This window comes from Endozoicomonas acroporae, assembly GCF_002864045.1.
Classification (GTDB): domain Bacteria; phylum Pseudomonadota; class Gammaproteobacteria; order Pseudomonadales; family Endozoicomonadaceae; genus Endozoicomonas; species Endozoicomonas acroporae.
In genome coordinates this window covers 1-12786 of the sequence record NZ_PJPV01000021.1, presented here as the reverse complement: position 1 = coordinate 12786, position 12786 = coordinate 1, and the positions used below count along the sequence as shown (strand labels likewise).

Here is a 12786-nt window from a genome sequence, read left to right as displayed (position 1 = left end):
GAGTTCGGTACCTCACATTGAATTCATTAAATCTTAATAGCTCTATTTTTTTTCTGTCGCAATTGTAAATTGGTAGAAAAGGTCGATAGCCTGGGCAATGCCGCTAACGGCCTGAAGGTAAAGTCGCGGCATTAGTTCGTAGCGCACCTTAACTTCAGCGATAGAGTCAAAAACACCTGCGCCATATTGCACCCGCAGGCCCGGCGCAATCGTCCCTCCAATGGTGACTCGGGTGTCATCACCGCTGCCCTGGGTGTCGAGCGTGACATCCGAGAGGCCGATTTTTTCGCCAATGGAAGTCACGACGCCGCCAAACTGACTGACACCGAAACCGATCAGCATGGATTGCACTGCCGAACTGTCACCATCTTCGAGTCCCCGCCCTCTGAGCAGATAAGACCATTGTTCCTGCTGTGGCATGGATGGATCTGAATAGATAGAAAACTCCGGCTGGGAGGGTGCGCCACTCACCTGCATGCCTACTAATACATCGTCTTCTATGCTGTCAGGGTTGCGAATAGCGTTCACCGTCAGGTAGGGGCTGGATAGCGGGCCGGAGAAAATAATATGGCCCTCTTTAATCAGCAGGTCCTGACCGAATTGATGATAGCGGCCATTGGTCAGTTGAACAGAGCCATCGGCAGTCATTGGTTTTCCGGGCTGCAGATCCAGCAGCAGTTGACCGCCAAGGTCTGATTTCAGTCCATAGGCGTCGATCTTGATGTCGCTGCCTAAAATTACATTCACATCCATGGAGAGGGGCGGACCGGCATGCAACAGTGCTTGTCTGGTTCCCGGAGTGATAATCAACACATCATCAGAGGGAGTAACGGCCTGTTTGGGCAGTTGTTTGATGTTCGCTCTTGCCCAGGGAATGGTGATGTTCCCGGTCAGGGTTTGCTCTTCTCCAATGGTCAGCCTTAAATCGGGGGAGGCTTTCAGCTGCAGGATACCCGGAACTCTGGCTCCCAGGTTTTGCCCTGTTATATCGATAACACCGGAAGGGGGCATCTGTTGCCAGTCAAGATGACCTGACAGCTTCACTTCACCGTCGTCTATCTTCATGCTGCCACTGACTTCGCCTTTATTGCCATCCACATTCAGCTCAGTGATCAGGTGGCTGACTTTGACCATTTCCTGTTTCGCGGCCAGCTGTCCTGCACGGAGTTTCAGGTTACCAAACAGCAAGGGATCTTTCAGAGTTCCACCCATGCGTGTGTCAGCGGATAAAATACCATCAATATGACTGATATCCGGAATCAGTGGTTGCAGAAAGTACAGACGCATATCCTGCAGTCTGGCTTGTCCACCCAGGGTCTGGTCACTGTGCATGTTGTCGATGGCCAGATGGATGTGGGCGTTCCCCAGCTGTTTTGAGTCAAAGTCAAACTTTGCCTGCAGGTCATCCTCATTCAGATTAATCACGCTGGAGAGCGTTTGATAGTTCACTGATAAAGGATTATCCGAGTTGCTGGTGATTTCACCCGGCGTCGTCTGGATTTGGATATGGGCTATGGGCTGACCGCTATCCCACCGGATATCGCCACTGCCCGACAGTATGGCCTGCCAGTTAAGGTTGCCTGGCAGGAGTGGTTTCAGGGTTGACAGGTTAAAGTCTGATAGTCGGAAGCGTGTTGTTCCACGGTTGGCTGAAAAGTGTGATGCATCAATACAGAGCCTTGCCGGTTTGGCAAGCCAGCATTGATCCGTCAGTTTTACTTCTTTGTTGGTGGCATTCAGCCCGATGCTAACAGGCTGCTCCAGAGACCAGGCATCCACTGGTGTGATTACCCTGGCACTGGCTAACTGCCCCTGCCATTTGCCACGGCTGTTATCATGGTGCCAAGCTCCGTTAATCTGTAACTCGCCGGATACCGGCTCGCCCTGAGTTTTCAGGGATATTTGATGATTCCGTTCACTGCCATTGGCATTTAGCAGCACGTTTTTCAGCTGAATATTGCCACTGTTGAGAGACTCCGCCTTAACCGTGGTTTTACCTTCCAGTAAGGTGGCTCTGGTCAATTCACCGTTCACTTGTAACCGGTTGATACTGGTCTGTTCAACCTCTAGGGATGGGCTATCAAAGCTGAATAAAAGCTTTGGATGTTTATCGCTCCCTGATAGCTGAACGCTGCCTTGTAACGAGCCTTTCAGCTCCGGGGTAATCCTATCCAGAGAGTTGGCGTCAAGTTTGGCACTCAGTGATAGCTGTTCTGCGATTTGTCCATTGATGTTCAGGCGGTTTTCGCCAAGCGCTGCATAAAAGCTGTGAATATTCACGTTGAAAGGTAAAGCGGCCATGGGCCTGACCTGGTTGTCGGATGCCAGTTTTCCGGTCAACTCAAGAGGGTTATTCAGCAATGAGCCACTGATCGTCAGTTCCGGAATGCCGAGCTGCCATAAACCATCGGTCATCATAAATTGAGTGGTTACTTTGCCGCTCAGCGTGCCGGGAAATTCCCTTAGCCATACTTCTGGCTGTAGTTTTGACAGCAGAATGTGACCTTGCCAATGAATGCCATCTTGCCAGTTAACTGTTCCGGTCAGTTCCAAGGGGTTTTCGGAAAGATTGTTTTCATCAACAGGGCTAAGTGACAGTGTTTCAATATCCAGGTGCTGCAAACTGCCAGAGGCATCCAAACGCAGCTGAGTTGCTGGTTGCTCAGCCACTTTAATGGATGTGTTCAGTGAGAGCTGGTATTGATTCAGATTGCCAGTGATCCTGGCTGAGCCATTGTCGGATGAAACCTCGGGTGTGCTTTCTTGCAGCGGCCATTGGAATTCCTGCCATTGCAGGGCAACGCTTAGCGGAAAGTTGGGGGCAAGAGGGCCGATATTTCCTTCCAGTAATGCATTGATGGAGCCCTGTGTGGCAAGCCGCAGTTGCAGTTGACCAAGATCGCCCGAGGCTGCCAGTGCTAGCTTATCCCCTTTCATGGCTGCCAGCTCAGGAATATTGAAATTATCCAGAATAGTGGTATTCAGGTTCAGGCTTAACGGATAGTTTTCAGCTAGCTGTATCTCGCCGTGTAAATGAATATTGGCCCTGTTTTGTTCTGCCTTAAGTGTCAGGTTAGTGATATGAGTCCCTTGCCAGTTGAAACTCAGTTCCAGCGCTTTAAGGGTTTCATCAATATCACCCTGCTGGTAACGGGTATTGGTTAGTGTGAAATGTTCCAGGCTGACAGGGATTGGGAGTGTTACTTCCGGCAGTGTGATGGATGAGAGATCAATGCCCACCGATGTTGGTTTGTTGGGCGTTAAAGCCTTTGGGGTGGACGTTGTGTTGTCCTGGTCTTTTAACACAATCTGAAGGTTGTCTGCGCGCACTTCAGGGATAAACAGCCGGCTATTCTGTATACGGGCATTTGCGGTAAAGGTTTCCAGGGACACCGTGTTTCCTGAAAAGGTGACTTCAAAATCCTGGAGATGGATCTGACTGATCAGAATATCCAGGGGAATATCGACGGTTGCATTGGTAGAGGGCGGTGCTGAAGATACGGTTTCTTCGGCTACGGGTTGAATCTCAAGGTTGCCGCCTTTAACTTCCACCAGTTGTACCGGCAGCTGCCTGGTTAACACTTTTCCAAGCTGCCACTTCAGCGTTATATCATCAGCCTGAAACTGGATCCGGCTATCTTGCCAGCGGAGATTCTGAATATGCCAGCCCGTCATCAACTGGCCTTCTGTCAGCTCCCCATGAAGCGCCGGAAGCGCATTGTTCAGTTGGTGCCAGAGCAGGGTGTTGCCAGTGTGAGTAAACAGCAGCAGTGAGATCAGGGTAAGCAGGAAGACGGCTGTGCCTGATAGACACCGCTTGATCAGAGATACTTTTTTCACTGGGCGTTGATCTGGCGCTGCCGGGGCAGACCCGGCCTGTTCAGAGTTATGGCTTGGGGCGCTGCTCATAAATCCGGCCCCATGGAAAAGTGGATTCGCCAGGGAGAGCCGGGCTCACTGATCGCAAAGGCAAAATCCAGCTTCAAGGGACCTAAGGGCGTCACCCAGCGGATGCCCGGTCCAGCCCCGGTTTGCCATTCAACCTGACCTTTTTTGTAGGAGTTGGTTGCGGTTCCGCTGTCAACAAACAAGGCGACCCGCCAGTTGTCAACAATTTCATAGTCATATTCAATACTGGCTACCGAAAGGTACTGGCCGCCAACCAGCTGGCCGTTGCTGTCCCTTGGGGATAGGCTGTCGTAACTGTAGCCACGGACCGTCTGGTCACCACCGGTAAAGAAACGAATGGACGGTGGGATATTCTGAATGTCGTCCACCCAGATGGCACCCTGCTCAATTCGGCTGATCACCCGGTGATGCTGGAAGAACGTGGTCAGCCATTTGGCCCGGCCCCACACTTTGATAAAGTCCGCGTCAGATTGCCAGGCTTGGGCAGAGGTTTCGATTTTCAGGTTATAGAGGTATCCGGAGCGGGGATCCGTTGGGTTACCAACCACCTTCCGGCGGTCAAATGACATACCGGGTATCAGCAACAGGTTACTGCTGTTTTGCAGCCCCTGGGTGTAGTTCTCATAATCTACCCGGATAAAAAAGTCCTGGTCCCAGTTACCCGGCCGCTTTTTCCACTTATTAACTGAAGCGGAAATAAGCTGACTGTCGGTATCCTGAACCGACGTTCTCTGGTAACCGCTGTCCAGGCTGTAGTATTCCAGCAGAGGGTTGCCATAGGGGATTTTATAGCGCCCACTCAGCTCCTGTCCTGTTTCGGACGCTCTGATATCGCTGCTGAAACTGTGTCCTTTTTCATCCAGCCATGGGTTATCGACACTCAGGGATACCCTCGGACCCTCGTCTGTAGAGAAACCGATACCAGTCTCCAGCTCCCAGGCTGATTTGGGTATCACGCTGACGAAAATCGGAACTTCACCATCAACCGCTTGGTCCTTGAGAGGGCGGACCTCAATGGATTTAAAGTATCCGGTGGCAGAAAAGTCCATGTTCAACTGGCTGAGCTGTTCAGAGCGATACGGTTGCCCCGGCTCAAAATTGATCATGGTGTTCAACAACTCACGGGTAGCTTCGCTCACCAGGTCGTGATAAATAACCGGTCCGAACCGGTATCGTCTGCCAGATTCCATGGTCAGGGTAATGTCAGCCCAATGTTTGGCCGGGTAGACTTTGATCTGGTGTTCACTCAGGTCTGCATCAAAATAACCGCGGGTCAGGGCCAGTTTATTGAGCCCTGTTTTCAGCGACTCATATTCACCATCATTCAGGACATCGCCCGTTTTTAACCGGCTCTGACTGATTAACCGGGTAAATGCCCGGTCTTGCCGGGCATCACCCTCCAGATTGATTTGCAGGGACTGGACAATCACTGGCTGACCCGGATTGATAGTAATGGTGAGCTGACTGGCAGCTTTTTTGCTGTGAAAGTCAATGGTGGGCTGGTAATAGCCCAGGGCCATCAGGGATTTTTGCAGGGCCTCCCGGATTTCATGCCGGTATTCATCCAGTTGTTCGGGTTTGATGGCAGGCAGGTTATCAAGGTAGAGCATCGCATTTTGCAGTAATGCCTGGTCGAGCCCATCGATTTTATAGGTCAGAGGTTTTGTCGCCCAGGCCGATGCAGAAAAACACAGCATGAGCAGCAGCCACAGGCCGATTCGCCGTTTCGGTGTATAAATAAGTGCTGTGCTTTCGTGATCGGCCATAATTCAATGATAGTGGGTACGCATTCCCGGCAATAAAAACGGTAAATTGGAGCGGTCTCTGGAATCTATATCGACCTTTAGAACATGACGCTCATCGTTGAATGGCTTTGTCGCACAGTCATTTGAGCAGCCATCCTTTGCATAACTTATTGTTTCATATTGCCCTTTTAATGCGTTAAATCAGTGTTAAGTAGCTGGCCATATGGAATCATATATTTCTGGCTACTTGGGCAGGTGCTATGCGAGGCACAACGGAGGGAGCATAGCCGTAGCTATGTGACCGGAGTTGTAACGAAGCAGAGTGCCTGAACAAGGAGTCAGAAATATATGATTTCATATGGTTAGCTACTTAGCCAAATGGGATGGGTATGTTACCAGCTTTTGCTGATTACCGAGGACTTCCTGTTTATTTACACCATATCTGCCCGAATACCTGGCAGATTGATGGTTTAATGACAGACCTGAAGTGGTAAATCACCACGTCGATACCGGATATTACCAGTCCGGCTCTCTTGCAACCAACGCAACAAATCTCTAGAATTCCCGCTCTTTGTATGCTCCGGCCAATCTGTCCGGCGTATATTTCATTCTCAGTGGGGCTTTTCTGGTCAAGAGTCGATCAAGAGGGTTCTCCATCGTGAATGTAATAACCGGTGAGCGCCTGCGCTCACACTCTCCTTGCCTTACTGCTTTATAGAATCTTTTCGACGGCTGTCGGAGGTAAAAATTGCAGGAGGCTATTTAACCCGTAAGGAGCAAATAATGCGTCATTACGAAATCGTTTTCCTGGTCCACCCTGACCAGAGCGAGCAAGTACCTGCCATGGTTGAGCGCTACACTCGCGCGATCACCGAAAATGGTGGCAAGGTACACCGTCTTGAAGACTGGGGCCGTCGTCAGCTGGCTTACCCAATCAACAAGATCCACAAGGCTCACTACGTTCTGATGAACATTGAGTGTGGTAACGAAACTCTGGATGAGCTGACGGAAAACTTCCGCTACAACGACGCGGTTATCCGTAACATGGTCATTCGTCGTGATGAAGCCATCACTGAAGCTTCTATCATGCTGCAGTCTGAAGAGAAGCGTGATCGTCGTGACGATCGCCGTGAAGACCGCCGTGAAGAACGTGCCTCTGAAGAAGCCGTTGAAGACGAAGTAGAAGAGTCTGAAGAGTAAGACCTGGCGCTCAGTCGTTCACGACTGCTAAGGTTCCTGCTTTAACCTGCTCTTTACCATACCAGCATAAATCCAAGGAGGCGTTGCCATGGCACGTTTTTTCCGTCGCAGAAAGTTCTGCCGTTTTACCGCTGAAGGCGTGAAAGAGATCGATTACAAAGATCTGAACACCCTGAAAGCTTACGTTTCTGAAACCGGCAAGATCGTTCCTAGCCGTATCACCGGTACCAAGGCTCGTTACCAGCGTCAGCTGGCAACAGCGATCAAGCGCGCTCGTTACGTGGCCCTGCTGCCATACACCGATCGTCACTGATTTATTCATAGGGTATAGCTGATGCGTGGACTGGCGGAACTGGCAATGCGTGGCCCGAAACAGGCAATGATCCTGGCCACTGTATTTGCCTGTATTCCCATGCTGTTCTGGGTGAGCGCAGCCATCATTTCCCTGGTAGTACTACGTCGTGGTGCCAGTGAAGGGCTGAAAATACTCACCTGGGCGGTGCTGCCGGGTATTGCCTGGGCAGCCATGGGACAGTTCTCCACGATCATCGGTTTGACAACCACCGTGGCTTTGGCCCTGGTATTACGGCAAACGGTTTCCTGGCAAAAAACACTACTGGCGCTGCTGCCAGCCGGAGCTTTCATCGCTCTGGTCATGGCGCAGCTGGCTCCACAGCAAATCGCCCTGATCAGCGAACTGGTCATGACACTGGTGCGTGACTACGTTCAGCAGGCAGGGCAGAGTACGGACGACTTAGTAGCGGGCATTGGGCCGTTGGTAGAATACGGGGTTATCGGTGTGATCACCTGGTTTAACCTGGTGATCTGCATCCTCGGGATGGTGCTGGCCAGATCCTGGCAGGCACAGCTTTTTAATCCGGGTGGATTCCGTGAAGAGTTTCACCAGATCCGCCTGCCGTTCCCGGTAGCCATGGGGCTTCTGGCGTTTACCCTGGTGGGAGCAACCTTTGTTCCTTACCTGCTGGTGGTGGTTCCTGCAGCAACGCTGCCATTGCTGGTGGCGGGGCTTGCCATGATCCACGGCCTGGTGGGGATGCGACAACTGGGAAGCTTCTGGCTGGCAGGGTTTTACATCCTGTTGATTTTTGTCACGCAACTGGCGTACCCGGTCATTGTTTTAACTGCATGTCTGGACAGTCTTTTTGATTTTCGCGCCCGCGCGAATAACCGACTGCATCAGGGATGACAGGTACTAGATAGAGGCTAGCGAAATGGAAGTAATCCTGCTCGAAAAAATTGCCAAGCTTGGTAAGCTGGGCGACAAGGTCACCGTTAAAAACGGTTATGGCCGTAACTTTCTGATTCCTTTTGGTAAGGCTCTGCCTGCCACTGAAGCGAATCTGGCGACTTTCGAAGCTCGTCGTGCCGAGCTTGAGAGCGCAGCTAACGAACAACTGAGCAGTGCTCAGAAGCGCGCTGCAGAAATGGCTGAAATCGAACTGACCCTGACCGCCAAAGCAGGCGACGAAGGCAAACTGTTCGGTTCTATCGGTCCTCGTGACCTGGCGGAAGCCATCACTTCTGCCGGTGTTGCTGTTGCCAAAAGTGAAATCCGTCTGCCAGAAGGCCCAATCCGTGCCGTTGGTGAGTACGACGTTGGCATCCAGCTGCATTCTGATGTTGCTGCAACTATCAAGGTGTTTATCGAAGCTGAATAATCAGTTCGGTTAACAGATAGATTAAAAACCGGAACTCTAACGGGTCTCCGGTTTTTTTTAACCCGGTTTATGGCAATTCATCGGTTGTTTTCCTTTTCTGCAAAGAGAAGGGTTGTCCTGAGATTAAGGAATTGTCCTGAAATAATTTCGATATTTTGAACTCGATCTCCGTTCATCCTGAGCTTGTCGAAGGATGACTGGCACAATACATGAGGCCGGAGTTCACGCCCTTCGACAGGCTCAGGACGAACGTAGTTTTGGGACCATGAAATGTGCAAATTATTTCAGGACAATTCCTAACCGTCGAGCGTTGCAATAAGTTGCTCAAAAAACTCTGGACAGTGAGTCCTTATCTGTTTTACGTCCAGTGCTGCTGATGTTAACGGATGGGTGGGATATTTATTAACCCATTTAAACAGCAGGTCATGCTCAAAATACACGGTCTGTGGCCCACCCTGGTTTTGCTTTTTGTCTATTGCTGCCGGCCATGAAATGAAATTTCCGCCAATGGGGCAACGATAGGCTGATGACTCGTTATCTCCCGACTCGCTCAGAAGGTCTTTTGCCAACGTCAATTGCCCGGACCACTCAACAAGTTCTTTAACCCTTTGTGGTGATGGGGATTCTCCGGCTGCCAGAAGGTAACGGATGAGGTTCCAGCCAGGATCACAGGAGACAGGAATGTGATCAAATCGCCTCCTGGGCAAGCCGATTTTGCAGGCAATCGGCAAGATCCATGCAATTCCATCGTCTGTGGCGGGGATCTGGCTGAATGCTGAAATATAAGCCATTCCCTGCTGGATGTTGCTAACGGTCTGCTCAGGCAGACAACTCAGGAACTCATCGGTTTGTTGTTGCGGGAAATAGGCCAGCGCATCCTTGTCATCCAACCATTGCAGCGCCTGATAAAGATGACCCGTTTCAAGGCCCCGTTCCGTTTCAGTCAGTTTCTTAGACAGGCGATAAGCCAGAAGCTGTGGTTTGTCTCCGGTACACGTTTGTAATGCCTTTAACTCATCAAATCCAAGCCCTGTACACATACCAATTCTATGCACGTTATGGCTCAGCAGTAGATTACCCAGGAAATCCATGGTTAAGGGTATGGAGCCTGGTTTTCGGGGGATTTCATCTTGCTGGCCAAGTACTAACGGCGGTAATGGTGTGCCGGTGATGGATTGTAACTGCGGAAAGGTACTCATATTGCACACGCTGTTCACCAATGATGCCGAACAAGTCTGATTCAAAGCGTACAGGAGATTTTCGGGAGTGAGCCTTCCCAACTTATTGGCTGCAGAGAAAATGTCATAAATCATTTTTTGTAAAACTTTTGCATGCTCCCCGGAAACAATCAACTTTCTTTTATGGTTGGGTAGACCCAGCATTTTTGCCAGAGGTTCTGCCTCAAAATCCGGATTCTGAATCAGCATGTCGGCCAGTTCTAAACATTGAAATGGCGTAAATACCGGGCTTGCATCTTCAGAACCACCGGCGGTCATGTTACTCAATAACCGGTTAGCTACTCTGAACTCCATCACCTCCGGTTTATTAAGGATGCGGACAACGTCAGTAATGGATAAACCGCCTTTGCTATTTACGCGGTTTTGCTGGTAAATCAGTTCCAGCAAAATCACTCTTTTAAGAGTATCAGGAAGAAACTTGATTTTTTTCTGTATCGTCATCAACAGGGGGTGTTTAACTAGCTCGGAATAACCACAGACCTGTGCCAGATATTCCGGGAGGATTTGCATTTGATTACAAAAAACGGAGACCAAATCCCGTATACTTAACAACCGGTCAGGCTCGCTGTTATTTTCTGATAACCTCCTTTTGGATTGGTATTGTGGAAGCTGATGATAATCCAGGCCCAGTTTGGGACAAACTTCCGTCTCGACTACCCAGTGACCGCAACTTTCACAAATAACAGCACACAGATTGGCCAGGGTTAGCAGTTGCTGTTCGTCTGCCCGCCATAACAGCTCTGCGACATAGACATTCCATTCTCCGACCAGTAGTGGCAATAATGCTTCCCGGTCAGCGTCAGGCAGATCTAATCTGGCGGCAAGAGAATAACAATCTGCTTTATCCAAGTGCTTATTAACGATCAGGTAAGCATCTCTGGGTGAAATCCTGTCGTACCACGACCGATTGTTATTGTTATAGCAGTCAGGCTCGGCAGGGGAGAGATATCCGCAGTCAAAAAAGCTTTTTGCTCTGGTAACAATTTCCTGTTTTCTATTGAAAACGTATTTACGCCGGAAAGCGTTTCCACAAATGGCGCGTGTGCTATTTCTATATTCTTCATGCAGCGACGTATCCAAGAGTTCGCTGACTCCCTGAACCAACCTTGCTGGTACCAAAAGGTTTGCTGTTTCAGCGCAGGTGAGTAATTCGCCCAACTTGCTCTCGGGGTTGCTCAATGCAAGGTTTGTATCAATGCTTTTTATCTTGTCATAGGGAACCTCCAGTACTAACCCGAGCCCTTGCCACTGTTGTGCGTCTATACCAGCATCTTTCAGACATTTCAGGGCATCTTTGACGGCGTCTGTCATCGGTATACGGCTACCGTCTGTGGGTGATTGTGAAATATTTCTTGATGTAACTGACGATATGGTGGCGTATGGATGCAGAGCTGAAGTACCTTGCGGGATCTGTGGGACTGTTATCTCAGAGAGCAGCCTGACAGGGCATGCTTGATTGGATGGTATGGTACTGTCAGATTCAGGCGAACGGGCCTCTTGGGGTGTCAGGATTGGAGCATGTGAACGAGTTGGAAAATTATTCATGGGAACATTGCTTTCCGTTGGCCTGATTTTTTTGTTGGACTCGTTAATTGAATAAAAATTCCGGATAATCCCTTTGTTAAATAGATAGCCATTGATTTTTATGCTATTTCCAGTTCGTGGCTGAATGCTGTGCCGTTTTATTGTACTGGTGAATGAAAATCGTTATTCCTTGTGACATGCTCCCCCAACTAAGGATTTGTCTCGGAATAATGTCCTCTTTTTGCCACGGAGACACGGAGGCACGGAGAAAAGAAAAAATCTTTTCCTCTGTGCCTCCGTGTCTCCGTGGCAAGGTTTTCTCCTTACCAGGCAAATTGAAAGAAACAGTGTCAGTTCTTGAATCTTGAATGTGTTCAAATACAAAGGCCAGGCCCTGGCTTTTCGTTTTCCTTGACTTTATTCAAGAATCAAGACCTGAACCTCACTTCCTATAAAAAGCACTCAGCAACAGCCAGATAGAAGACACTGTCAAGACAATATAAGAAAGAGCATTCAGAAAATTCTGGCCACATCAAAGTAAATGAAAATACGTTGATCAGGCAGGGTAGAGAGCACCGCTCACAGACATCCCATGAACCCAGCATTTTCCGGTGCTTTCTGCATAAGCCTTCAGTGAAGCCAGCTTGCCGACTGCGCGGTGAAAACGATTATTCCCATGCATAGTCTCCAGCCATTCTTTTGGGTCAATACCCAGGCGCTCCAGGATAGGTGGTACATCGTCAGTTATACGACCACGTTTGCCTTTTCGGACAATTCGGCCAGACCAGTCAACCAGTTCAAAGTAGCTACTGAGTGGGTATGGAAGCGCCTTTTCCGGGTTTTTTCAAATATATACCACCATTCATTTATAAAAATAACACGACGCCTGCAACACGTACCCTTAAATAAATAAAAAAAATGAATCAGAAACTTTTACGACACCGCATGTTCGAAGAGAGTGCCCGGTAATTTTTTGTGCACAGTTCTAATGTACTGTTATGCAATACAACATCAAGAGCCCTATTTATGATTCAGCAACCCATTCAGCAACCCACTCAGCAACCCATTTGCGACAGCGCTTCCCAATGTTCAGGGAATGGCATCGAACGTTCCTGGCTCGGCCATGGCGTTGCTGTTTCTAAAGCATTTGCGAAATCATTGATTCCAACGGAAGATCCTTGCCTCAGTTTCAATTCCCGCAAAGCAGTGGAAGATCTTGTGCGACTGGCCACAGCAACTATCCTGCCGGCGAGTTCCATCCTTTTCATAGTGAAAGATATGGCCAATGCCCGGTCCGGAAGCGGTTTGCCCGGGCCAGATGCAAAACCGGAATTACCACAGACATCAAAAGAAACCCGGGAAGAGGCTCAGGAAAAAGAACCCGGCTCGAAAGACGTACCCCTTCAACAGCCATCCACGGCCCGCTATCAAGGGAGTGAGGGAACCAAAGGGCTACTTGCCCTTGGCACGCTGGCCAGCTCTTTTCAGTAT

At 49.6% G+C, this 12786-nt stretch carries 8 protein-coding genes; 5 read left to right on the top strand and 3 right to left on the bottom strand.

Annotated features, from left to right (window positions below; genetic code table 11):
- Nucleotides 1-42: 42 nt before the first annotated feature.
- A complete protein-coding gene (gene tamB, locus CX664_RS03770) occupies nucleotides 43-3909 on the bottom strand; it encodes an autotransporter assembly complex protein TamB (protein ID WP_101745438.1) in 3867 nt (1288 codons plus the stop codon).
- Nucleotides 3906-5675: an autotransporter assembly complex protein TamA gene (gene tamA / locus CX664_RS03765; protein WP_101745437.1), complete on the bottom strand. Its 1770-nt coding sequence runs from the start codon at nucleotides 5673-5675 to the stop codon at nucleotides 3906-3908. The genes tamB and tamA overlap by 4 nt, the downstream gene beginning before the upstream one ends.
- Before the next feature lie 762 nt (nucleotides 5676-6437).
- Here tamA and rpsF point away from each other — a divergent pair.
- The 4 genes from rpsF to rplI all read left to right on the top strand — a co-directional run bounded on the left by rpsF (nucleotide 6438) and on the right by rplI (nucleotide 8533).
- Complete coding sequence (gene rpsF / locus CX664_RS03760; RefSeq protein WP_101745436.1) at nucleotides 6438-6854, top strand: 30S ribosomal protein S6; 417 nt, start codon at nucleotides 6438-6440, stop codon at nucleotides 6852-6854.
- A gap of 88 nt (nucleotides 6855-6942) precedes the next feature.
- Complete coding sequence (gene rpsR, locus CX664_RS03755; RefSeq protein ID WP_020584246.1) at nucleotides 6943-7167, top strand: 30S ribosomal protein S18; 225 nt, start codon at nucleotides 6943-6945, stop codon at nucleotides 7165-7167.
- 21 nt (nucleotides 7168-7188) lie between these two features.
- The gene (locus CX664_RS03750; protein WP_101745435.1) at nucleotides 7189-8061 is read left to right on the top strand and encodes a hypothetical protein; all 873 of its coding nucleotides are present in this window, start codon (nucleotides 7189-7191) and stop codon (nucleotides 8059-8061) included.
- Between the two features lie 25 nt (nucleotides 8062-8086).
- Complete coding sequence (gene rplI / locus CX664_RS03745) at nucleotides 8087-8533, top strand: 50S ribosomal protein L9 (RefSeq protein ID WP_101745434.1); 447 nt, start codon at nucleotides 8087-8089, stop codon at nucleotides 8531-8533.
- Between the two features lie 296 nt (nucleotides 8534-8829).
- Here the strand turns inward: rplI and CX664_RS03740 are convergent, their stop codons facing one another.
- The gene (locus CX664_RS03740) at nucleotides 8830-11082 is read right to left on the bottom strand and encodes a hypothetical protein (protein ID WP_101745433.1); all 2253 of its coding nucleotides are present in this window, start codon (nucleotides 11080-11082) and stop codon (nucleotides 8830-8832) included.
- 1239 nt (nucleotides 11083-12321) lie between these two features.
- On the opposite strand from CX664_RS03740, the gene CX664_RS03735 reads away from it, so the two are divergent.
- A partial coding sequence (locus CX664_RS03735) for a hypothetical protein (RefSeq protein ID WP_145999799.1) occupies nucleotides 12322-12786 on the top strand: 465 nt, incomplete at its 3' end.

Excerpts from the sequence above, each read along its gene's own strand:
- tamB (WP_101745438.1), bottom strand. The coding sequence starts at position 3,909 with ATGAGCAGCGCCCCAAGCCATAACTCTGAACAGGCCGGGTCTGCCCCG.
- tamA (WP_101745437.1), bottom strand. The coding sequence starts at position 5,675 with ATGGCCGATCACGAAAGCACAGCACTTATTTATACACCGAAACGGCGA.
- rpsF (WP_101745436.1), top strand. The coding sequence starts at position 6,438 with ATGCGTCATTACGAAATCGTTTTCCTGGTCCACCCTGACCAGAGCGAG.
- rpsR (WP_020584246.1), top strand. The coding sequence starts at position 6,943 with ATGGCACGTTTTTTCCGTCGCAGAAAGTTCTGCCGTTTTACCGCTGAA.
- CX664_RS03750 (WP_101745435.1), top strand. The coding sequence starts at position 7,189 with ATGCGTGGACTGGCGGAACTGGCAATGCGTGGCCCGAAACAGGCAATG.
- rplI (WP_101745434.1), top strand. The coding sequence starts at position 8,087 with ATGGAAGTAATCCTGCTCGAAAAAATTGCCAAGCTTGGTAAGCTGGGC.
- CX664_RS03740 (WP_101745433.1), bottom strand. The coding sequence starts at position 11,082 with ATGACAGACGCCGTCAAAGATGCCCTGAAATGTCTGAAAGATGCTGGT.